22 protein-coding genes and 13 pseudogenes are annotated in these 22,493 nt (G+C 40.5%); 20 read left to right on the top strand and 15 right to left on the bottom strand.

Annotated elements, in window-relative coordinates:
- From QWY93_RS19895 to trxA (QWY93_RS18585), 13 genes and pseudogenes are all read left to right on the top strand, one after another.
- Positions 1-267: CvpA family protein (locus QWY93_RS19895; RefSeq protein ID WP_353959689.1), on the top strand; the 267-nt coding region annotated here is incomplete at its 5' end.
- A 70-nt stretch (positions 268-337) separates the two neighbouring features.
- The gene (locus QWY93_RS19890; RefSeq protein ID WP_353959688.1) at positions 338-490 is read left to right on the top strand and encodes a hypothetical protein; all 153 of its coding nucleotides are present in this window, start codon (positions 338-340) and stop codon (positions 488-490) included.
- The gene (locus QWY93_RS18625; RefSeq protein ID WP_290247010.1) at positions 474-1,052 is read left to right on the top strand and encodes an anthranilate synthase component II; all 579 of its coding nucleotides are present in this window, start codon (positions 474-476) and stop codon (positions 1,050-1,052) included. Before QWY93_RS19890 ends, QWY93_RS18625 begins: the two co-directional genes overlap by 17 nt.
- Positions 1,053-1,365: 313 nt before the next feature.
- Positions 1,366-2,030: pseudogene (locus QWY93_RS18620) on the top strand (CBS domain-containing protein).
- A gap of 14 nt (positions 2,031-2,044) precedes the next feature.
- Positions 2,045-2,918, top strand: a pseudogene (locus QWY93_RS18615) (NAD kinase).
- Positions 2,919-3,059: 141 nt separating this feature from the next.
- A complete protein-coding gene (locus QWY93_RS19885; RefSeq protein WP_353959687.1) occupies positions 3,060-3,233 on the top strand; it encodes a hypothetical protein in 174 nt (57 codons plus the stop codon).
- A gap of 5 nt (positions 3,234-3,238) precedes the next feature.
- Complete coding sequence (locus QWY93_RS19880) at positions 3,239-3,520, top strand: hypothetical protein (protein ID WP_353959686.1); 282 nt, start codon at positions 3,239-3,241, stop codon at positions 3,518-3,520.
- Positions 3,521-3,534: 14 nt separating this feature from the next.
- Positions 3,535-3,792, top strand: a complete 258-nt coding sequence (locus tag QWY93_RS19875; protein WP_353959685.1) for a DUF6089 family protein — start codon at positions 3,535-3,537, stop codon at positions 3,790-3,792.
- A gap of 82 nt (positions 3,793-3,874) precedes the next feature.
- Positions 3,875-4,606: pseudogene (gene uppS, locus QWY93_RS18605) on the top strand (undecaprenyl pyrophosphate synthase).
- A 5-nt stretch (positions 4,607-4,611) separates the two neighbouring features.
- Positions 4,612-7,299: pseudogene (locus QWY93_RS18600) on the top strand (BamA/OMP85 family outer membrane protein).
- A 2-nt stretch (positions 7,300-7,301) separates the two neighbouring features.
- Positions 7,302-7,823, top strand: a pseudogene (locus tag QWY93_RS18595) (OmpH/Skp family outer membrane protein).
- A gap of 19 nt (positions 7,824-7,842) precedes the next feature.
- Positions 7,843-8,420: pseudogene (locus tag QWY93_RS18590) on the top strand (OmpH/Skp family outer membrane protein).
- A gap of 217 nt (positions 8,421-8,637) precedes the next feature.
- Positions 8,638-8,943: a thioredoxin gene (gene trxA / locus QWY93_RS18585; protein ID WP_290247002.1), complete on the top strand. Its 306-nt coding sequence runs from the start codon at positions 8,638-8,640 to the stop codon at positions 8,941-8,943.
- Positions 8,944-9,018: 75 nt separating this feature from the next.
- Here the strand turns inward: trxA (QWY93_RS18585) and trxA (QWY93_RS18580) are convergent.
- The 14 genes and pseudogenes from trxA (QWY93_RS18580) to QWY93_RS18525 all read right to left on the bottom strand — a co-directional run bounded on the left by trxA (QWY93_RS18580) (position 9,019) and on the right by QWY93_RS18525 (position 18,429).
- A pseudogene (gene trxA / locus QWY93_RS18580) lies at positions 9,019-9,322 on the bottom strand (thioredoxin).
- Positions 9,323-9,520: 198 nt separating this feature from the next.
- A complete protein-coding gene (locus QWY93_RS18575) occupies positions 9,521-10,117 on the bottom strand; it encodes an OmpH/Skp family outer membrane protein (RefSeq protein ID WP_290249877.1) in 597 nt (198 codons plus the stop codon).
- 18 nt (positions 10,118-10,135) lie between these two features.
- On the bottom strand, positions 10,136-10,657 hold the full coding sequence (locus QWY93_RS18570) for an OmpH/Skp family outer membrane protein (protein ID WP_290247004.1): 522 nt from the start codon (positions 10,655-10,657) through the stop codon (positions 10,136-10,138).
- A 2-nt stretch (positions 10,658-10,659) separates the two neighbouring features.
- Positions 10,660-13,351: pseudogene (locus tag QWY93_RS18565) on the bottom strand (BamA/OMP85 family outer membrane protein).
- A gap of 5 nt (positions 13,352-13,356) precedes the next feature.
- Positions 13,357-14,094: pseudogene (gene uppS, locus QWY93_RS18560) on the bottom strand (undecaprenyl pyrophosphate synthase).
- An 83-nt stretch (positions 14,095-14,177) separates the two neighbouring features.
- Positions 14,178-14,234: pseudogene (locus tag QWY93_RS18555) on the bottom strand (hypothetical protein); the annotation flags it as partial.
- On the bottom strand, positions 14,228-14,731 hold the full coding sequence (locus QWY93_RS18550; protein WP_290249876.1) for a DUF6089 family protein: 504 nt from the start codon (positions 14,729-14,731) through the stop codon (positions 14,228-14,230). The pseudogene QWY93_RS18555 and the gene QWY93_RS18550, both read right to left, overlap by 7 nt.
- 318 nt (positions 14,732-15,049) lie before the next feature.
- Positions 15,050-15,924 (bottom strand): annotated as a pseudogene (locus QWY93_RS18545) (NAD kinase).
- A 62-nt stretch (positions 15,925-15,986) separates the two neighbouring features.
- Positions 15,987-16,163, bottom strand: a complete 177-nt coding sequence (locus QWY93_RS20095; RefSeq protein WP_435380207.1) for a hypothetical protein — start codon at positions 16,161-16,163, stop codon at positions 15,987-15,989.
- 31 nt (positions 16,164-16,194) lie between these two features.
- Positions 16,195-16,599: a CBS domain-containing protein gene (locus QWY93_RS18540; protein WP_435380206.1), complete on the bottom strand. Its 405-nt coding sequence runs from the start codon at positions 16,597-16,599 to the stop codon at positions 16,195-16,197.
- Between the two features lie 265 nt (positions 16,600-16,864).
- Positions 16,865-17,032, bottom strand: a complete 168-nt coding sequence (locus tag QWY93_RS19870) for a glutamine amidotransferase-related protein (protein ID WP_353959691.1) — start codon at positions 17,030-17,032, stop codon at positions 16,865-16,867.
- Positions 17,033-17,037: 5 nt separating this feature from the next.
- Positions 17,038-17,304, bottom strand: coding sequence for a glutamine amidotransferase-related protein (locus tag QWY93_RS19865; protein ID WP_353959684.1), 267 nt, complete (start codon positions 17,302-17,304; stop codon positions 17,038-17,040).
- Between the two features lie 198 nt (positions 17,305-17,502).
- Entirely contained in the window at positions 17,503-18,003 is a 501-nt protein-coding gene (locus tag QWY93_RS18530) for a CvpA family protein (protein ID WP_290249875.1), read from the bottom strand.
- A gap of 23 nt (positions 18,004-18,026) precedes the next feature.
- Positions 18,027-18,429, bottom strand: a pseudogene (locus QWY93_RS18525) (GatB/YqeY domain-containing protein).
- Between the two features lie 100 nt (positions 18,430-18,529).
- Between QWY93_RS18525 and QWY93_RS18520 the strand changes: the two are divergent.
- The 5 genes and pseudogenes from QWY93_RS18520 to QWY93_RS20090 all read left to right on the top strand — a co-directional run bounded on the left by QWY93_RS18520 (position 18,530) and on the right by QWY93_RS20090 (position 21,137).
- Entirely contained in the window at positions 18,530-19,183 is a 654-nt protein-coding gene (locus tag QWY93_RS18520; RefSeq protein WP_435380205.1) for a pyridoxine 5'-phosphate synthase, read from the top strand.
- Positions 19,184-19,341: 158 nt separating this feature from the next.
- Positions 19,342-20,100, top strand: a pseudogene (locus QWY93_RS18515) (alpha/beta fold hydrolase).
- A gap of 31 nt (positions 20,101-20,131) precedes the next feature.
- Positions 20,132-20,257: a hypothetical protein gene (locus QWY93_RS19855; protein WP_353959682.1), complete on the top strand. Its 126-nt coding sequence runs from the start codon at positions 20,132-20,134 to the stop codon at positions 20,255-20,257.
- A gap of 386 nt (positions 20,258-20,643) precedes the next feature.
- Positions 20,644-20,841, top strand: coding sequence for an SAM-dependent methyltransferase (locus QWY93_RS19850; protein WP_353959681.1), 198 nt, complete (start codon positions 20,644-20,646; stop codon positions 20,839-20,841).
- A 125-nt stretch (positions 20,842-20,966) separates the two neighbouring features.
- On the top strand, positions 20,967-21,137 hold the full coding sequence (locus QWY93_RS20090; RefSeq protein ID WP_435380208.1) for an S-adenosylmethionine synthetase N-terminal domain-containing protein: 171 nt from the start codon (positions 20,967-20,969) through the stop codon (positions 21,135-21,137).
- A gap of 23 nt (positions 21,138-21,160) precedes the next feature.
- Here QWY93_RS20090 and QWY93_RS20085 read toward each other — a convergent pair whose 3' ends face one another.
- The gene (locus tag QWY93_RS20085) at positions 21,161-21,364 is read right to left on the bottom strand and encodes a hypothetical protein (RefSeq protein ID WP_435380204.1); all 204 of its coding nucleotides are present in this window, start codon (positions 21,362-21,364) and stop codon (positions 21,161-21,163) included.
- Positions 21,365-21,368: 4 nt separating this feature from the next.
- On the opposite strand from QWY93_RS20085, the gene QWY93_RS20080 reads away from it, so the two are divergent.
- Both QWY93_RS20080 and QWY93_RS20075 read left to right on the top strand, forming a co-directional pair.
- Positions 21,369-21,599 (top strand): hypothetical protein, encoded by a 231-nt coding sequence (locus QWY93_RS20080; protein WP_435380203.1) that lies wholly within the window; start codon positions 21,369-21,371, stop codon positions 21,597-21,599.
- A 49-nt stretch (positions 21,600-21,648) separates the two neighbouring features.
- Positions 21,649-22,104 carry a methionine adenosyltransferase domain-containing protein gene (locus QWY93_RS20075; protein ID WP_435380202.1) on the top strand — a complete coding sequence of 152 codons (456 nt, stop codon included), beginning with the start codon at positions 21,649-21,651 and terminating at the stop codon, positions 22,102-22,104.
- Positions 22,105-22,493 lie beyond the last annotated feature (389 nt).

Raw genomic sequence — 22,493 nt, 5'->3', positions numbered from 1 at the left:
AAGCAGGGGCTTTTTATTGGAGTGCTTTCTGTGGTGGCTTTTATTGTGGGGTTAGTATTGGCTTTTAAATTTATGCACTGGGGGGCAGCTATTTTGGCTGAAAGGGTGGAAAGCCTTACGTTTATGTTACCATTTGTCTCCTTTTTGATCATTTTTATTTTTGTGGTTTTAGTCATCAGGCTTTTGGCCTACCTGGTCAAGAAAACCATGGATTTGACCATTCTTGAGCCTTTGATAATTTTGCCGGGGCCGTTTTGGGTATGTTGAAATGGGCATTTATGGTGAGTTTGTTATTCTGGGTGGGCCACTCTTTTGAGGTGGTTCTTCCCGAGAAAAAATGGAGGAATCTTCCCTATATCCTATTGTTCAGCCTATAGCACCGGTAGTGATTGACCTTTTGGATACTTTTACCCCGGCCATTCGTGATGCGATGGAGGGAATTCAGGATTTAATTGATATAAGTGAAGGGGGAAATGCTACTGCTGATTGATAATTTTGATTCTTTTTCCCATATCCTTGCGGATTATTTCAAGCAATGTGGCTTGAAACTTAAGGTTGTCCGAAATGATCTACCCCTTTCCGCTTTGAAAAAGGAAAATTATGCGGGATTAGTGCTGTCGCCTGGACCTGAAACCCCCTCAAAGGCGGGAAATCTTTTGGAAATCCTGGATTATTATCATGATAAAATTCCAGTGCTTGGAGTTTGCCTTGGCCATCAGGCAATTGGAGAATATTTTGGAGCAAAGGTCATTAAATGCGCTATGCCTGTACATGGGAAAGTTTTTCCTGTAAGGCAGCTAAGACCCCATCCGGTTTTTGAAGGTATTCCCCATACTTTTAATGTGACGCGTTACCATTCCCTGGAATTAGGGCCTTTGCCTAATTGTTTGAAGCCTTTGTTGGAAACCTGTGAAGGGAATTTAATGGCCATGGAGCACCAATCCCTCCCAATTATAGGTATTCAATTTCACCCTGAAGCTTACCTGACAGAGTTTGGAATTGACATCATTTGCAATTGGGCAAGGGTGTTTTGCCAACAGGAATTTTCCTGATCAACTATTATTTTTTGTCTTGTTTTGGATGGGGTTTGTTAAAGTAACCGGATTAAATCCATTTGTATTATCTCAAACCTACAAGGCCATTGGCAAAAAGATTGGGGTCCAATTTTCGGTAATTTGAAAATATTCAGCGATTTAATGTATATTAAATGCAAGGATCGTTTGATTATTAGCTACTTAAACTATGGATTAAGTGTTGGGTCAAGAGAGGTAATGGCTAGTGTCGGACAATTAGAGCTTAATACTTGAAAACTAGGGACTGAAGATTAACGTTTTATTAAATGAGTTCAATTTAATATCTTTAAACATGCAGGCGTACGAATTTATTAATAATTTAATCCCCCCATTGAAGTATTCGGATAAGGTGAAGATGGCCTTGTCCTGGATGGAGGAAATTCGTACCAATGTATTACCGGTGGTCGAGGAAGGGAAATTTAAAGGCTTGATTACCGATGAAATGATCTACCATATCAACAACCCTGAGTTGACCATTGGTGAGGTGGAGTTGGAGGCTGACAACTGCTTTGTTTTTAAGGATAAACATATTTATGATGTTTTGAGAGTGGCATCCGAATTTCAGACTAATATGGTTGCTGTGGTGGACCGGGAAAATACTTACCATGGAGTGGTAACCCTGGAGGATGCCATTGCTGCCTTTGCTGACTCCATGGCTATTCAGACCCAAGGAGGGGTATTGGTTTTGTCCATGTTGATGACTGAATACAGCCTTTATGAAATAGCAAGGGTGATAGAGTCTGAAAATACCAAAATCCTTAGCAGTTTTATAACCAATGATCCTTTGGATGAAAATAAAATTAAATTGACCCTAAAAGTTGACCAAATTGATTTAAAACATATCAAAGCGACATTGGAGCGTTTTGGGTATAAAATTATTGACCATTACCAGGAAGAAATGGGAGTGAGTGGGAGCAGGACAGATTGGATAACCTGCTTCGCTTTTTAGATATTTAAAAGCTATTTTCTCAATGAAGATTACTATACATGGAATAGGTTTTCAAAAAGAATTTGTTCCATATATTGAGCAGTTAATCGCTGCATTGCATTATCATCAGGCGGAAGTTTTTTTGACCGAGGCCTTTTATAAAACCATGAAGAAATCCGAGCAAAAGCTACCGGATTTACCATATTAGGTAACCGGAAAGAGTTGGAATCTATGGAGTTCGTGATCTCTGTAGGCGGAGATGGTACACTCCTGGATACGGTATCCATGGTGGGAGCTTATGAAATTCCAATATTGGGCATCAATACAGGAAGGATGGGTTTTTTGGCCACCATTGCCAAAGAGGATGTTGGTAAGGCCATAGAAGTCTTATTTGATCAGCAGTACACCATTCAGGACAGGACCTTGATCCGGATGGAATCGGATAAGCCATTATTTAGTGGTGTTCCCTATGGGTTGAATGAATTCACCATTCATAAACGGATACCTCCTCCATGATTACCGTTCACACATACATTGATGGGGAATACTTGAACAGTTATTGGGCTGATGGGCTGATAGTGGCTACTCCTACAGGATCCACAGGCTATTCCCTGAGTTGTGGAGGGCCATTGATCTCCCCTATGGCGAAAAATTTTGTTATCACGCCAGTTAGTCCACATAATTTGAATGTAAGACCAATGATTGTTTCAGATGAAAGTGAAATTAGTTTTTCGATAGAGGGACGGAGCAAAAAGTTTCTGATCTCATTGGACTCAAGGTCCACCGCTGTGGACGCCTCAGCCTTGTTGACAGTGAAACGGGAAAGGTTTTCTGCCAAACTGGTAAAATTCCACGATTACAGTTTTTTTGATACCCTAAGGAAAAAACTGAATTGGGGATATGATATGAGGAATTAGTTTTAACATAAATTAACCCTGAGGATACTTAAGTGGGTTTTTTATTCGTTGGGTACTTTATAAATTGCAGCGTCTTGAGGAAAATCAAAAATCTATTGTGTATTGTATTTGTTGGTATTGTTAGCCTGGTATTTTCTAATAATGCCCGGCAGCCTACAAGCCCAACAAAATGAATATGGTCTGGGATTAGGGGTTGCCACTTATTCGGGTGATATCATCCGGAGAGTAGATCCCGGGCAGATAGGTCTTCAAGGCACGTTTTTTGCAGGCGAAATTTTGACAATGTTTGGAGTATCCGTTTTGGGACTTCGGTAGCCCGTTTGAATGCAGCAGATAGTGTTCGGCCACTGGATGCCATGGCTGAGGCAAGAAATGCTTTTTTCAAGGGAACCCTCATTGAGGGTCATGCCCTTATGGAATTCCATTTCCTGGATTATCTAGCCCCACATTCTAAATTCAGGTATACTCCTTATGGATTTATTGGGTTTGGGTATGCCCTGTTCTTTGGTAATGGGAGGTCATTTGAGGAAATCCCGATAATCCACAAGGAGGTGTTGAGGAAAGTTATTCCCTGGGTACCCCTGTTATTCCCTTTGGTATAGGGATCAAATACCATTTGAGGGAAAGGCTCTTTTTGGCCTTGGAAATGGGATTCCGACCAACAGTGACAGATTTTCTGGATAAAATAGAATATAACGAAAATTATATTTCACGCTTTCCTGACCCTGATTACGTTCCTGATCCTGATGACCCCTATGATGTTCCACCTCCGTATGGGGTTAACTATGGCAATAAATCAGACAAAGATTGGTACTATTTTTTAGGTGTTACTTTAAGCTATTCCTTCCATCAGGTGGAATGTTATAAATATTAATTAAATGACATTTGGGATAGAATATTAAAAAGAAATACCATTTTTGTACCGCCAAAAAAATATAGTTAGGACAATAACAGGAATGAAGGAAGCGATCGACAAGGAAAGAATCCCCAACCACATAGCTGTAATTATGGATGGCAATGGCCGATGGCACAAAGTAAAGGTGCTCAACGGGTATTCGGCCACCGGAATGCTATTACAGCAGTAAGGGAAACCATAGAAGGTGCTAAAACTCTTGGCGTCAATACCTTACCCTTTATACCTTTTCTACAGAAAACTGGTCCCGTCCTAAGTTGGAGGTGAATGCTATCATGGAACTGCTGGTAAAGACCCTTACCGACCAAGTCCTGCCATGATTAAGGACAATATCAAGCTAGTAACTATTGGGGAGTTTTCCAGTTTGCCCAAAAGAGGGCAAGCCAATTAAGGGAGGCCATGGAAAAAACCGCCTCAAATGATGGTTTAACCCTGATCCTAGCCTTAAGCTATAGTGGAAGATGGAAATAAAAGAAGCAGTAAAAAGCATTGTTCAAAAGTAGCTGACAAAAAAATTGACCCGGAAGAAGTGACGGAAGAATTGATTTCTTCCCATTTACATACCCAGGATTATCCTGACCCTGAATTATTGATCAGGACAAGCGGGGAATTGAGAATCAGTAATTTCCTGCTTTGGCAATTGGCCTATACAGAGTTGTATTTCACAGATGTGTTGTGGCCTGACTTTAGAAAAGAGCACCTGTTGGAAGCGGTAAAAGATTTTCAAAAAAGAGAAAGACGCTTCGGGAAAACGGGAGCGCAGTTAAAATCATAAGATTAATGAGAAGAAGCTTAATTGTAGCCTGCTTACTCCTTTTTGCCGGAATAGCCGAAGCCCAGATCAGATTGGGCCAAAGCAGGTATTCCGTTCAAAAACCAGTAGATATTGTTGATTTAAATTATGCCAATCCAAAAAAGTTCACCATAGCTGAGATTAAGGCTGTGGGGCTTTCTACCTTGGATGAAACGGCCATCATTTCCCTTTCTGGCCTGAAAGTGGGCGATGAAATCAATGTTCCCGGCGATGAAATTTCCAATGCATTGAAGAAGCTTTGGTCCCAGGGAATTATTGGGGACGTCAAGGTGATGGTTACCAAGATCGAAGGTGACGATATTTATTTGCTTTTAGACTTGACTGAAAGGCCCAGGTTTAGCCGAGTGGAATACAGTGGGGTAACCCAAACCCAGGAAAGTGAGCTTAGAGATAAGGTCAATATTCGGGGTAGGGTGGTTCGTGATGACCTGCTTAATACTGCCAAAAGAAATATCAGGGAGTTTTTTGTAGACAAAGGGTTTCTAAATGCAGATGTAAGAGTATTGCAAGAAAGGGATACCACTTTTCCAAACAGTGTTAAGCTAAGGTTTGATGTGGACAAAAGTCCAAGATCAAAATTAATGAAATCAAGATAGCTGGAAATGAAAATTTTGCTGATGCCAAGGTCAAGAAAAAAATGAAAAAGACCAATGAACATGCCCGTGTTCATATTTTCAGGGATTTATTTACCCGCTTGTTTGAGGCAGATGCTGAAGATGTTTCCAAAGCCATTTCTCAAACAAATCCAGTTACTGATCAGGAGGTAAAAACCTATATCCATAAAAACTTTAAACTCAATTTCTTCATTCTTCCAAATTCAATAAAAAAGAATTCAGAAAGGATAAGGAAAAAGTAATCAACTTTTACCAAAACAAAGGTTACCGGGATGCAGAAATCCTCCGGACTCTGTGTACACCTTTGATCCCCAAAGGGTAAATATTGATATAGAGCTAGAGGAGGGGAAACAGTATTATTACCGCGATATTACCTTTACCGGTAATTACATCCATTCTAATGAGGAACTCCATAATAGGCTGGGGATTGATAAAGGGGATATTTATAATAAGGAACTGTTGGATAAACGGATCAATTATGATCCCACCAGAGGGGATGATATCAGCTCCCTTTACCAAGATGATGGTTACCTCTTTTTTACCATTGAACCTGTAGAGGTCAATGTGGAAAAAGATTCCATTGATATTGAAATGAGGATTTTTGAAGGTCCTCAGGTTACTGTAAATAGTGTTTCTATTGAGGGTAATGAGAGGACATCCGACCATGTGGTCATGAGGGAAATCAGGATTTTGCCTGGGCAGAAATTTGACAGGTCTTTACTGGTTAGAACCATACGGGAATTGTCGCAGGTGGGCTATTTTAACCCTGAAACCATAGAACCTAATTTGCAGCCCAATTTTGAGGATGCCACTGTGGACATCACATTCCAACTGGAAGAAAGACCCAATGACCAAATCGAGTTATCAGGTGGTTGGGGAGGTTTCTATGGATTTGTGGGAACTGTTGGATTGGTATTTAATAACTTTTCCATAAAAAATATCAGTGATTTCTCCAAATGGAGACCTCTGCCCGTCGGAGATGGCCAAAAGCTTTCCCTTAGGGTACAGGCCAATGGAAAAAGCTTCCAGAATTACAGCTTCTCCTTCACCGAACCTTGGTTTGGAGGAAGGAAACCCAATGCACTTTCCTTTAGCTTTAACCATTCCGTGCAAAGGCAATTGGATCTATACGACCGCTCCAACTTTGGAAATGAACTTGGTTTCTTCAAAATTACCGGGCTGACCCTTGGTTTGGCCAAGCGGGTGACCTGGCCTGATGATTACTTTAATATCAGTAATTCCATCCAATTCCAGATATATGAGTTTGATGAGTTTGGAAGAAGCTTTGGGTTGAGCTATGCTACCGGGAAATCCAACAGTTTGACCCTGAATACTACTGTCTCCAGAAGTAATGTGGATAGCCCCATTTATCCAAGACGGGATCCAATATTTCCCTTAGTGCTAGCTTCACACCGCCATATTCAGCATTTAATAATAATATAAGCAGGGAATCCCGGATGAGGAGAAATACAAATGGCTTGAATACCATAAATGGATGTTTGATGCCAAGTTCTACTCTCCTATGTTTGGTTCAAGCAAATTTGTAGTCAGTGCCCGGACCCATATGGGATTCCTGGGGTCTTATGGCAACAAATAGGAATTATCCCACTTGAACGATTTGTAATGGGGGGTGATGGTATGACCTTCAATAACTTCTCCCTTGGCCAGGAAATTGTAGGCTTGAGGGGTTATGAAAACCAGGTCTTGACTCCCGGAAGAGAAACAAGAGGACAGGCAGGTGCAGATCCTTTTGGAGGATTGTTTACAACAAACATGTAATGGAAATGAGGTTCCTGGTTTCTCCCAACCCATCGGCAACCATCTTTTACTTGGCTTTGCTGAAGCAGGGAACAACTGGGGGAAATATGCAGAATTTAACCCTTATGATTTGAAAAAATCTGCAGGTTTTGGGGCAAGGATTTTTATGCTGCCTTTGGCCTATTGGGTATCGATTGGGGATATGGGTTTGATCCAGCACCAGGTAGTGACCAGCCAAGTGGAGGAATGTTCCACTTTACCATCGGACAACAGTTTAGATAAACATGGAAAAGTGTTTAAAATTATTACTTTTGCTGCTGTTGCTATCTTCTGGTGTTATGGCCCAGAAGATAGGTTTTGTAGACTCGGAATATGTGCTAAATAAACATCCTGAGTATAAAAAAATTCAGGAGGATTTAAAGGCATTGGTAATGCCTGGAAAAAAGAGGCACAGAATTTGGAGCAGGAGATAAAAGAAATGTACAATTCCCTAAAAGCAGAAGAAGTTTTGTTGACAGAGGAAATGTACAATGAAAGATTGGAGGCCATTAAAGAAAAGGAAAAGGAAGCAACGGCCTTTAACACCCGGGTTTTTTGGCATAAAAGGCCAATATTATCAAAAACAGGCCGAATTGTTGCAGCCCCTTCAATCTGAAATATTTGATGCTATCGACAAGGTGGCAAAAAGACAGGGAATAGCAATTATGTTTGACAAGGCGGCAGATTTATCTATGATTTATACCGACCCGGTCCATGATTACTCAGACTTTGTCTTGGAAGAATTAGGATTAGAAGAAAATAAATAAATTTAATTAAACAAAAATTATGAAATTAAGAATCATCCTTTCAGCGATTGCTTTGTTTGGCTTCGGTCTTGTAGCCCAAGCCCAGGATAATATTAAAATTGGATATACCAATGTTGAAGCTTTGATGAGCCTGATGCCAGAAATGGAGCAAATTGATGCTGATATCAAAGATTATGGTATGCAGTTGCAAACCAATATCCAAACCAAGACTCAGAACTTCCAAAGAGAGGTGCAATCTTACCAACAAGCTGCCCAAACCATGACAGAAGATGCTAGAGCAGCAAGGAAAAAGAACTCCAACAATTGCAACAGGAAGTTCAGAAATATGAGCAAGATGCCCAGACTTCTTACCAAAGAAAATTGAGTGAATTGCTGGAACCTGTACAAAACAAAGTGTTCAATGCAATCAATTCTGTAGCTGCTGAACACAATTATTCCCATATCTTCTCTGAAACTGCTGGACAAGCTCCAGTGCTCCTATATACCAAGGAAGCAGATAAATTTACTGAATTGGTAGCTGAAGAATTGGGAATTGATCTTCCAGAATCTATGCCTGAAAATCCTGAATTGCCAACAAGAGCTCCAGGAAATAACTAAAAAACAAAGAAATCTTTAGTAAAACCCGGGCCTTGTCCGGGTTTTTTTGTGCCCTTATCTTAAATCACATTGTAAACCATTATTTAAAAGCGGTAGATCCCTAAGTAAAGGTCAAAAAGTTCACTGACACTATCAATCAGGATTTAGAAATTCCCATTTCCAACTTAAATAAGGGCTTAATATTTATTTTATTTTCAACTTTAACCCTTTAGAAAATATGGCCAAGAAGAAATTTAAAGATATCATCAGGCACTCAGAAGAAGCCATTTTAGTTGATTTTTATGCGGATTGGTGTGGGCCATGCCAAACTATGAATCCTGTTTTAGAAGAAGTGGCCGAAGAGTTCTCCGGAAAGGTAAAAATCCTAAAGGTAAATATTGACAAAAACCAGCAAGCTGCATTAAGTTTTGCTGTCCGGTCGGTGCCTCATTTTATCCTTTTTAAAAAAGGAAAAATCCTTTGGAGAAAGGGTGGGGTGATGACAAAAAGGGATTTGCTTCAGAAACTAAAAGGTTGTGTTTAGAAAAAGATTTTTTAATATTTTTTGCTTTTGGGTTCCCTGGAAACCCAAAAGCAAAAAATATTAAAAAATCTTTTTCTAAACACAACCTTTTAGTTTCTGAAGCAAATCCCTTTTTGTCATCACCCCACCCTTTCTCCAAGGATTTTTCCTTTTTTAAAAAGGATAAAATGAGGCACCGACCGGACAGCAAAACTTAATGCAGCTTGCTGGTTTTTGTCAATATTTACCTTTAGGATTTTTACCTTTCCGGAGAACTCTTCGGCCACTTCTTCTAAACAGGATTCATAGTTTGGCATGGCCCACACCAATCCGCATAAAAATCAACTAAAATGGCTTCTTCTGAGTGCCTGATGATATCTTTAAATTTCTTCTTGGCCATATTTTCTAAAGGGTTAAAGTTGAAAATAAAATAAATATTAAGCCCTTATTTAAGTTGGAAATGGGAATTTCTAAATCCTGATTGATAGTGTCAGTGAACTTTTTGACCTTTACTTAGGGATCTACCGCTTTTAAATAATGGTTTACAATGTGATTTAAGATAAGGGCACAAAAAAACCCGGACAAGGCCCGGGTTTTACTAAGATTTCTTTGTTTTTTTAGTTATTTCCTGGAGCTCTTGTTGGCAATTCAGGATTTTCAGGCATAGATTCTGGAAGATCATTCCCAATTCTTCAGCTACCAATTCAGTAAATTTATCTGCTTCCTTGGTATATAGGAGCACTGGAGCTTGTCCAGCAGTTTCAGAGAAGATATGGGAATAATTGTGTTCAGCAGCTACAGAATTGATTGCATTGAACACTTTGTTTTGTACAGGTTCCAGCAATTCACTCAATTTTCTTTGGTAAGAAGTCTGGGCATCTTGCTCATATTTCTGAACTTCCTGTTGCAATTGTTGGAGTTCTTTTTCCTTGGCTGCTCTAGCATCTTCTGTCATGGTTTGGGCAGCTTGTTGGTAAGATTGCACCTCTCTTTGGAAGTTCTGAGTCTTGGTTTGGATATTGGTTTGCAACTGCATACCATAATCTTTGATATCAGCATCAATTTGCTCCATTTCTGGCATCAGGCTCATCAAAGCTTCAACATTGGTATATCCAATTTTAATATTATCCTGGGCTTGGGCTACAAGACCGAAGCCAAACAAAGCAATCGCTGAAAGGATGATTCTTAATTTCATAATTTTTTTTAATTAAATTTATTTATTTTCTTCTAATCCTAATTCTTCCAAGACAAAGTCTGAGTAATCATGGACCGGGTCGGTATAAATCATAGATAAATCTGCCGCCTTGTCAAACATAATTGCTATTCCCTGTCTTTTTGCCACCTTGTCGATAGCATCAAATATTTCAGATTGAAGGGGCTGCAACAATTCGGCCTGTTTTTGATAATATTGGCCTTTTATGCCAAAAACCCGGGTGTTAAAGGCCGTTGCTTCCTTTTCCTTTTCTTTAATGGCCTCCAATCTTTCATTGTACATTTCCTCTGTCAACAAAACTTCTTCTGCTTTTAGGGAATTGTACATTTCTTTTATCTCCTGCTCCAAATTCTGTGCCTCTTTTTTCCAGGCATTACCCAATGCCTTTAAATCCTCCTGAATTTTTTTATACTCAGGATGTTTATTTAGCACATATTCCGAGTCTACAAACCCTATCTTCTGGGCCATAACACCAGAAGATAGCAACAGCAGCAAAAGTAATAATTTTAAACACTTTTCCATGTTTATCTAAACTGTTGTCCGATGGTAAAGTGGAACATTCCTCCACTTGGCTGGTCACTACCTGGTGCTGGATCAAACCCATATCCCCAATCGATACCCAATAGGCCAAAGGCAGGCATAAAAATCCTTGCCCCAAAACCTGCAGATTTTTTCAAATCATAAGGTTAAATTCTGCATATTTCCCCCAGTTGTTCCCTGCTTCAGCAAAGCCAAGTAAAAAGATGGTTGCCGATGGGTTGGGAGAAACCAGGAACCTCATTTCCATTACATGTTTGTTGTAAACAATCCCTCCAAAAGGATCTGCACCTGCCTGTCCTCTTGTTTCTCTTCCGGGAGTCAAGACCTGGTTTTCATAACCCCTCAAGCCTACAATTTCCTGGCCAAGGGAGAAGTTATTGAAGGTCATACCATCACCCCCCATTACAAATCGTTCAAGTGGGATAATTCCTATTTTGTTGCCATAAGACCCCAGGAATCCCATATGGGTCCGGGCACTGACTACAAATTTGCTTGAACCAAACATAGGAGAGTAGAACTTGGCATCAAACATCCATTTATGGTATTCAAGCCATTTGTATTTCTCCTCATCCGGGATTCCCTGCTTATATTATTATTAAATGCTGAATATGGCGGTGTGAAGCTAGCACTAAGGGAAATATTGGATCCCCGTCTTGGATAAATGGGGCTATCCACATTACTTCTGGAGACAGTAGTATTCAGGGTCAAACTGTTGGATTTCCCGGTAGCATAGCTCAACCCAAGCTTCTTCCAAACTCATCAAACTCATATATCTGGAATTGGATGGAATTACTGATATTAAAGTAATCATCAGGCCAGGTCACCCGCTTGGCCAAACCAAGGGTCAGCCCGGTAATTTTGAAGAAACCAAGTTCATTTCCAAAGTTGGAGCGGTCGTATAGATCCAATTGCCTTTGCACGGAATGGTTAAAGCTAAAGGAAAGTGCATTGGGTTTCCTTCCTCCAAACCAAGGTTCGGTGAAGGAGAAGCTGTAATTCTGGAAGCTTTTTCCATTGGCCTGTACCCTAAGGGAAAGCTTTTGGCCATCTCCGACGGGCAGAGGTCTCCATTTGGAGAAATCACTGATATTTTTTATGGAAAAGTTATTAAATACCAATCCAACAGTTCCCACAAATCCATAGAAACCTCCCCAACCACCTGATAACTCGATTTGGTCATTGGGTCTTTCTTCCAGTTGGAATGTGATGTCCACAGTGGCATCCTCAAAATTGGGCTGCAAATTAGGTTCTATGGTTTCAGGGTTAAAATAGCCCACCTGCGACAATTCCCGTATGGTTCTAACCAGTAAAGACCTGTCAAATTTCTGCCCAGGCAAAATCCTGATTTCCCTCATGACCACATGGTCGGATGTCCTCTCATTACCCTCAATAGAACACTATTTACAGTAACCTGAGGACCTTCAAAAATCCTCATTTCAATATCAATGGAATCTTTTTCCACATTGACCTCTACAGGTTCAATGGTAAAAAAGAGGTAACCATCATCTTGGTAAAGGGAGCTGATATCATCCCCTCTGGTGGGATCATAATTGATCCGTTTATCCAACAGTTCCTTATTATAAATATCCCCTTTATCAATCCCCAGCCTATTATGGAGTTCCTCATTAGAATGGATGTAATTACCGGTAAAGGTAATATCGCGGTAATAATACTGTTTCCCCTCCTCTAGCTCTATATCAATATTTACCCTTTGGGGATCAAAGGTGTACACAGAGTCCCGGAGGATTTCTGCATCCCGGTAACCTTTGTTTTGGTAAAAGTTGATTACTTTTTCCTTATCCTTTCTGAATTCTTTTTATTGAATTTGGAAGAATTGAAGAAATTGAGTTTAAAGTTTTTATGGATATAGGTTTTTACCTCCTGATCAGTAACTGGATTTGTTTGAGAAATGGCTTTGGAAACATCTTCAGCATCTGCCTCAAACAAGCGGGTAAATAAATCCCTGAAAATATGAACACGGGCATGTTCATTGGTCTTTTTCATTTTTTTCTTGACCTTGGCATCAGCAAAATTTTCATTTCCAGCTATCTTGATTTCATTAATTTTGATCTTGGACTTTTTGTCCACATCAAACCTTAGCTTAACACTGTTTGGAAAAGTGGTATCCCTTTCTTGCAATACTCTTACATCTGCATTTAGAAACCCTTTGTCTACAAAAAACTCCCTGATATTTCTTTTGGCAGTATTAAGCAGGTCATCACGAACCACCCTACCCCGAATATTGACCTTATCTCTAAGCTCACTTTCCTGGGTTTGGGTTACCCCACTGTATTCCACTCGGCTAAACCTGGGCCTTTCAGTCAAGTCTAAAAGCAAATAAATATCGTCACCTTCGATCTTGGTAACCATCACCTTGACGTCCCCAATAATTCCCTGGGACCAAAGCTTCTTCAATGCATTGGAAATTTCATCGCCGGGAACATTGATTTCATCGCCCACTTTCAGGCCAGAAAGGGAAATGATGGCCGTTTCATCCAAGGTAGAAAGCCCCACAGCCTTAATCTCAGCTATGGTGAACTTTTTTGGATTGGCATAATTTAAATCAACAATATCTACTGGTTTTTGAACGGAATACCTGCTTTGGCCCAATCTGATCTGGGCTTCGGCTATTCCGGCAAAAAGGAGTAAGCAGGCTACAATTAAGCTTCTTCTCATTAATCTTATGATTTTAACTGCGCTCCCGTTTTCCCGAAGCGTCTTTCTCTTTTTTGAAAATCTTTTACCGCTTCCAACAGGTGCTCTTTTTCTAAAGTCAGGCCACAACACATCTGTGAAATACAACTCTGTATAGGCCAATTGCCAAAGCAGGAAATTACTGATTCTCAATTCCCCGCTTGTCCTGATCAATAATTCAGGGTCAGGATAATCCTGGGTATGTAAATGGGAAGAAATCAATTCTTCCGTCACTTCTTCCGGGTCATTTTTTTGTCAGCTACTTTTTGAACAATGCTTTTTACTGCTTCTTTTATTTCCCATCTTCCACTATAGCTTAAGGCTAGGATCAGGGTTAAACCATCATTTGAGGCGGTTTTTTCCATGGCCTCCCTTAATTTGGCTTGCCCTCTTTTGGGCAAACTGGAAAACTCCCCAATAGTTACTAGCTTGATATTGTCCTTAATCATGGCAGGGACTTGGTCGGTAAGGGTCTTTACCAGCAGTTCCATGATAGCATTCACCTCCAACTTAGGACGGGACCAGTTTTCTGTAGAAAAGGTATAAAGGGTAAGGTATTTGACGCCAAGAGTTTTAGCACCTTCTATGGTTTCCCTTACTGCTGTAATAGCATTCCGGTGGCCGAATACCCGTTGAGCACCTTTACTTTGTGCCCATCGGCCATTGCCATCCATAATTACAGCTATGTGGTTGGGGATTCTTTCCTTGTCGATCGCTTCCTTCATTCCTGTTATTGTCCTAACTATATTTTTTTGGCGGTACAAAAATGGTATTTCTTTTTTAATATTCTATCCCAAATGTCATTTAATTAATATTTATAACATTCCACCTGATGGAAGGAATAGCTTAAAGTAACACCTAAAAAATAGTACCAATCTTTGTCTGATTTATTGCCATAGTTAACCCCATACGGAGGTGGAACATCATAGGGGTCATCAGGATCAGGAACGTAATCAGGGTCAGGAAGCGTGAAATATAATTTTCGTTATATTCTATTTTATCCAGAAAATCTGTCACTGTTGGTCGGAATCCCATTTCCAAGGCCAAAAAGAGCCTTTCCCTCAAATGGTATTTGATCCCTATACCAAAGGGAATAACAGGGGTACCCAGGGAATAACTTTCCTCAACACCTCCTTGTGGATTATCGGGATTTCCCTCAAATGACCTCCCATTACCAAAGAACAGGGCATACCCAAACCCAATAAATCCATAAGGAGTATACCTGAATTTAGAATGTGGGGCTAGATAATCCAGGAAATGGAATTCCATAAGGGCATGACCCTCAATGAGGGTTCCCTTGAAAAAAGCATTTCTTGCCTCAGCCATGGCATCCAGTGGCCGAACACTATCTGCTGCATTCAAACGGGCTACCGAAGTCCCAAAACGGATACTCCAAACATTGTCAAAATTTCGCCTGCCAAAAACGTGCCTTGAAGACCTATCTGCCCGGGATCTACTCTCCGGATGATATCACCCGAATAAGTGGCAACCCCTAATCCCAGACCATATTCATTTTGTTGGGCTTGTAGGCTGCCGGCATTATTAGAAATACCAGGCTAACAATACCAACAAATACAATACACAATAGATTTTTGATTTTCCTCAAGACGCTGCAATTTATAAAGTACCCAACGAATAAAAAACCCACTTAAGTATCCTCAGGGTTAATTTATGTTAAAACTAATTCCTCATATCATATCCCCAATTCAGTTTTTTCCTTAGGGTATCAAAAAAACTGTAATCGTGGAATTTTACCAGTTTGGCAGAAAACCTTTCCCGTTTCACTGTCAACAAGGCTGAGGCGTCCACAGCGTGGACCTTGAGTCCAATGAGATCAGAAACTTTTTGCTCCGTCCCTCTATCGAAAAACTAATTTCACTTTCATCTGAAACAATCATTGGTCTTACATTCAAATTATGTGGACTAACTGGCGTGATAACAAAATTTTTCGCCATAGGGGAGATCAATGGCCCTCCACAACTCAGGGAATAGCCTGTGGATCCTGTAGGAGTAGCCACTATCAGCCCATCAGCCCAATAACTGTTCAAGTATTCCCCATCAATGTATGTGTGAACGGTAATCATGGAGGAGGTATCCCGTTTATGAATGGTGAATTCATTCAACCCATAGGGAACACCACTAAATAATGGCTTATCCGATTCCATCCGGATCAAGGTCCTGTCCTGAATGGTGTACTGCTGATCAAATAAGACTTCTATGGCCTTACCAACATCCTCTTTGGCAATGGTGGCCAAAAAACCCATCCTTCCTGTATTGATGCCCAATATTGGAATTTCATAAGCTCCCACCATGGATACCGTATCCAGGAGTGTACCATCTCCGCCTACAGAGATCACGAACTCCATAGATTCCAACTCTTTCCGGTTACCTAATATGGTAAATCCGGTAGCTTTTGCTCCGGATTTCTTCATGGTTTTATAAAAGGCCTCGGTCAAAAAAACTTCCGCCTGATGATAATGCAATGCAGCGATTAACTGCTCAATATATGGAACAAATTCTTTTTGAAAACCTATTCCATGTATAGTAATCTTCATTGAGAAAATAGCTTTTAAATATCTAAAAAGCGAAGCAGGTTATCCATCTGTCCTGCTCCCACTCACTCCCATTTCTTCCTGTAATGGTCAATAATTTTATACCCAAAACGCTCCAATGTCGCTTTGATATGTTTTAAATCAATTTGGTCAACTTTTAGGGTCAATTTAATTTTATTTTCATCCAAAGGATCATTGGTTATAAAACTGCTAAGGATTTTGGTATTTTCAGACTCTATCACCCTTGCTATTTCATAAGGCTGTATTCAGTCATCAACATGGACAAAACCAATACCCTCCTTGGGTCTGAATAGCCATGGAGTCAGCAAAGGCAGCAATGGCATCCTCCAGGGTTACCACTCCATGGTAAGTATTTTCCCGGTCCACCACAGCAACCATATTAGTCTGAAATTCGGATGCCACTCTCAAAACATCATAAATATGTTTATCCTTAAAAACAAAGCAGTTGTCAGCCTCCAACTCCACCTCACCAATGGTCAACTCAGGGTTGTTGATATGGTAGATCATTTCATCGGTAATCAAGCCTTTAAATTTCCCTTCCTCGACCACCGGTAATACATTGGTACGAATTTCCTCCATCCAGGACAAGGCCATCTTCACCTTATCCGAATACTTCAATGGGGGGATTAAATTATTAATAAATTCGTACGCCTGCATGTTTAAAGATATTAAATTGAACTCATTTAATAAAACGTTAATCTTCAGTCCCTAGTTTTCAAGTATTAAGCTCTAATTGTCCGACACTAGCCATTACCTCTCTTGACCCAACACTTAATCCATAGTTTAAGTAGCTAATAATCAACGATCCTTGCATTTAATATACATTAAATCGCTGAATATTTTTCAAATTACCGAAAATTGGACCCCAATCTTTTTGCCATGGCCTTGTAGGTTTGAGATAATACAAATGGATTTAATCCGGTTACTTTAACAAACCCCATCCAAAACAAGACAAAAATAATAGTTGATCAGGAAAATTCCTGTTGGCAAACACCCTTGCCCAATTGCAAATGATGTCAATTCCAAACTCTGTCAGGTAAGCTTCAGGGTGAAATTGAATACCTATAATTGGGAGGGATTGGTGCTCCATGGCCATTAAATTCCCTTCACAGGTTTCCACAAAGGCTTCAAACAATTAGGCAAAGGCCCTAATTCCAGGGAATGGTAACGCGTCACATTAAAAGTATGGGGAATACCTTCAAAAACCGGATGGGGTCTTAGCTGCCTTACAGGAAAAACTTTCCCATGTACAGGCATAGCGCATTTAATGACCTTTGCTCCAAAATATTCTCCAATTGCCTGATGGCCAAGGCAAACTCCAAGCACTGGAATTTTATCATGATAATAATCCAGGATTTCCAAAGATTTCCCGCCTTTGAGGGGGTTTCAGGTCCAGGCGACAGCACTAATCCCGCATAATTTTCCTTTTTCAAAGCGGAAAGGGTAGATCATTTCGGACAACCTTAAGTTTCAAGCCACATTGCTTGAAATAATCCGCAAGGATATGGGAAAAAGAATCAAAATTATCAATCAGCAGTAGCATTTCCCCCTTCACTTATATCAATTAATCCTGAATTCCCTCCATCGCATCACGAATGGCCGGGTAAAAGTATCCAAAAGGTCAATCACTACCGGTGCTATAGGCTGAACAATAGGATATAGGGAAGATTCCTCCATTTTTTCCTCGGGAAGAACCACCTCAAAAGAGTGGCCCACCCAGAATAACAAACTCACCATAAATGCCCATTTCAACATACCCAAAACGGCCCCGGCAAAATTATCAAAGGCTCCAAGAATGGTCAAATCCATGGTTTTCTTGACCAGGTAGGCCAAAAGCCTGATGACTAAAACCACAAAAATAAAAATGATCAAAAAGGAGACAAATGGTAACATAAACGTAAGGCTTTCCACCCTTTCAGCCAAAATAGCTGCCCCCCAGTGCATAAATTTAAAAGCCAATACTAACCCCACAATAAAAGCCACCACAGAAAGCACTCCAATAAAAGCCCCTGCTTGTAACCACTGTAAGCCCCAATGGCCAATAATATCAATATGACCCAATCTATGGTACCCATGAATTTGACCTATGCCAATAATCCTTTTACCTTTTGGGAAATCAATTTTCCATCCGCTTTTCCTGCCAGTTTCTTGGTAGCTACACCCATCACTTTCCCCATGTCTTTGGGCCCTTCTGCTCCCACCTCGGCAATAATTCCTTTAATGCTGCCTCCAGCTCCTCCTCAGAAAGTTGTTTTGGAAGGAATTCATTGATAATGTCAAGTTCATCCTGCTCCACCTCTGCCAGGTCCTGTCTGTTCTGCTGAAGGTAAACTTCTAAAGAATCCTTTCTCTGTTGGCAGCTTTAGAAAGTAATTTGATTTCTTCTTCCTCAGTCATGCCTTTTTCTGAACCCTTTGATTCCTCCAAAAGTATCAGGGACTTAATTGACCGTAAAGCCCGCAGCCTATCCTTATTTTTAGCCAACATGGCCTTTTTAATTCTCCTCTCTACACTTTGCTTAAACTCATTATTTTACGTTTATGTTTTAGGTGTATTTTTGTAACAAAATTAGAGCATATTTAATAAAATGACCAAATTAAGCGTAAATATTAACAAAGTTGGCAACCCTTCGAATGCAAGGGGAGGAAACAATCCTGATGTCATTCAAGTTGCTTTGGATGCAGAAAAATTTGGGGCTGAAGGAATCACCGTCCACCCCAGGCCAGATGAAAGACACATCCGCTATGATGATGTCATGCAACTTAAAGATGCGGTCACCACAGAATTTAACATAGAAGGGTATCCGGATAAAAGATATATGGAAATCATCCGCCTGGTTAAACCTGCCCAGGCAACATTGGTACCTGACCCTCCTGAAGTTTTGACCTCCAATACAGGCTGGGATACCATTTCACATCAGGAAATGCTCAAAGATATTATTGCAGAACTCCATGAATATGACACCCGGACTTCCATATTTATCAACCCAGTAGCCAAATACTTTGAACCAGCCAAGCTTACAGGTACGGACAGGGTGGAGCTATATACAGAACCTTATGCTTCCAATTATCGAACCAACAAGCAAAACTGCTGTGAAACCCTATGTGGAAGTGGCAGAAATTGCACGGAATTGGGTTTAGGTCTCAATGCCGGACATGATTTGGACCTCAACAACCTCAGGTTTCTAAAAGAACATATCCCTTATTGGATGAAGTTTCCATTGGCATGCCCTGATCTGTGATGCATTATATTTTGGTCTGGAAAACACCATCCAAATGTACCTAAGACAGTTGGAGGATATTTAACTTTTCTTTTGGGACTCATTTTATTTTATTCCCAATTTTCTAAGGGCAAAACCTATCAGATCAATACCTTTGAATCCACAATGAATTAACCAGTATGACATTAAATTATAAGAAAATAGGGCAGGGAGAACCATTGATCATTCTTCACGGACTTTTTGGTTCAGCAGACAATTGGATGAGTATAGCCAAGGAGTTAGAAAATGATTTCACCATATATTTGGTAGACCAAAGGAACCATGGGGAAAGCCCAAAAAGTGACGAATGGACCTATAAAGCCATGGCGGAAGACTTAGCAGGTTTTTTGACCTCCCAAGGCCTGGAAGCGGTAAATCTTATGGGACATTCCATGGGCGGAAAAACTGCTATGAACTTTGCCCTGAAATACCCGGGGAAAGTCAAAAAACTCATTATTGCAGACATTGCCCCCCGCTATTATGATCCTCATCACCAATCTATCCTGGAAGGGCTAAATGCTATCGACTTGGAAAACCTTTCTTCCCGGAAAGAAGCAGAAGATACCCTATCCAAATATATATCCGAAAAGGGTATCCGCCAGTTTTTGCTAAAAAACCTGGGAAGAAATGAAGAAAGTAAAATTTACCTGGAAGGTAAACCTCCCTGTTATTACAGAAAAAATAGAAAATGTTGGCGAGGCCTTACAGGGAAATCAGACTTTTGAAAAACCCAACCCTGTTTATGCGTGGTGCCAATTCGGATTATATACAAGATCAAGACAAGGCCGATCTGGAGAAAATTTTTCCCTGATTATAAACTAATATCCATTAAAAATGCCGGCCATTGGCTTCATGCTGAACAACCTGCCGCTGTGGTAGCCACCATAAAGGTTTTTTGAAGTAAAATGAACCATTCAGCCTTACCTTGATATGAAAAAAGGAAAGCTTTACCTGATCCCCAATATCCTTGCCCCTAATACCGAAAATGAGGTAATAAGCCCACAGGTCAAATCGGTAATTTCAAAAACCCGTTTTTTTCTGGCAGAAAAATCTTAGGACAGCAAGAAGATATATTTCCAGTTTGAAACTGGGATTAACCATGAGGATCTTCATTTGGAGATTTTGACAAAAAAACAAAACCAACCCAAATTCCTACTTTGATGCACCGGCGCTGGAGGGACAGGATATTGGAATCATTTCAGAAGCAGGTTGTCCGGGAATAGCCGACCCCGGCTCATTGGCAGTGGCATTTGCCCATCAAAAAGGAATCCAGGTGGTCCCCCTCTCAGGACCATCCTCCATGTTTTGGCCCTGATGGGTTCAGGCTTCAATGGGCAATCTTTTGCTTTTCACGGCTATTTGCCCATTGACAAAAAGGCAGAGCTGAAGCTATCCGCCAATTAGAAAGTGAATCTGCCCGATTTCAGAAAACTCAGATTTTCATGGAAAACCCATTTAGGAACGACCAACTATTGGATGACCTGAAAAAGACCCTCCATCCCAACACCAAATTATGCATAGCCAAAAACATTACCGGTCCGGATGAACTCATCCAAACCAAAACGATGGCTCAATGGAAAAAAGCCAAAATCGACTTGCACAAAATCCCTACTGTATTTGTGCTTTACGCCAGTGCCTGAAATGGGTAACCAACCCGTAAATTATCCAATGCCATTACCCTAAAATTTTAATCTGAACCCAAAATTTTATTTCCTCCTTAAACTGTAATTTTACACGCCATTAAAAAAAAGGAAAACACTACCATATATGTCATATTTGTTCACCTCAGAGTCTGTTTCTGAAGGGACACCCGGATAAAATATCCGATCAGATATCAGATGCATTAATAGATAATTTTCTGGCTTTTGATCCCAAATCCAAAGTAGCCTGTGAAACCCTTGTAACTACAGGGCAGGTTGTATTGGCAGGGAAGTAAAAGTCTGACACTTATTTAGATGTTCAAAAAATCGCCCGGATGTCATCAACAGAATCGGATACACCAAAGGTGACTACATGTTTGACGGTAAATCCTGCGGAGTTTTGTCGGCCATACATGAGCAATCTCCAGACATCAATCAAGGGGTGGACAGGACCAGCCCTGAGGAGCAGGGTGCCGGCGACCAAGGCATGATGTTTGGGTATGCCACCCAGAGAATCCGCCAACTTTATGCCTTTGGCTTTGGACCCTTCTCACAGGCTTTTGAAAGAATTGGCCTCATTGAGAAGGGAAAATAAGGACATCACCTATCTGCGGCCGGATGCCAAAGCCCAGGTTACCATCGAATACAGTGATGATAATGTTCCTCAAAGGATCGATGCCATCGTCATTTCCACCCAACATGATGATTTTGGGGAAGAAGAAGTCATGTTGAAAAAGATCAAACAGGATATTCTTTGACATTCTGATTCCAAGGGTAAAAGCCCAGTTACTTCCAGAGATTCAGGCTTTGTTTACCGATGAAATCAAATATCATATTAACCCTACCGGAAAATTTGTAATTGGAGGGCCTCATGGGGACACTGGACTTACAGGAAGGAAGATCATCGTAGACACTTATGGAGGTAAAGGTGCCCACGGCGGGGGAGCATTTTCCGGAAAGGATCCATCAAAAGTGGACCGATCTGCCGCTTACGCCACCGACATATTGCCAAAAACATGGTTGCTGCAGGGATTGCCGATGAAGTATTGGTGCAAGTATCCTATGCCATCGGGGTGGCTGAGCCCATGGGATTGTACGTCAATACCCACGGAACGGCCAAAGTTGCACTTTCAGATGGTGAAATTGCCAGAAAAAATTTCCAAGATATTTGACATGCGGCCCTATGCCATTGAGCAAAGGCTTAAATTGAGAAACCCCATATATGAAGAAACGCTGCCTATGGGCATATGGGAGAAAAAATGAAGTGGTTACCAAATCCTTCGTTTCACAGGATGCACATCCGTTATTTGGATGTGGAATTGTTCACCTGGGAAAAGCTGGATTATGTAGATCAAATCAAAAAAGCATTTAAACCTATAATAAAAGCGGCCTTGAGCCGCTTTTTTCATTATATTTTTAATTGCTATAGAAGTTATTGGGTTAATGGAATCCTACTGCTTTTAACTGGATAACCATTTCCTAAAACCCATCGGTAAAAGAGTAATATTACTCTTTACCGATGGGTTTTAGGAAATGGTATCCAGTTAAAAGCAGTAGGATTCCCATTAACCCAATACTTCTATAGCAATTAAAAAAATATAATGAAAAAAAAGCGGCTCAAGGGCCGCTTTTATTATAGGTTAAATGCTTTT

The organism is Echinicola jeungdonensis (assembly GCF_030409905.1).
Lineage (GTDB): Bacteria > Bacteroidota > Bacteroidia > Cytophagales > Cyclobacteriaceae > Echinicola > Echinicola jeungdonensis.
This window is presented reverse-complemented; position numbering and strand designations above follow the sequence as displayed.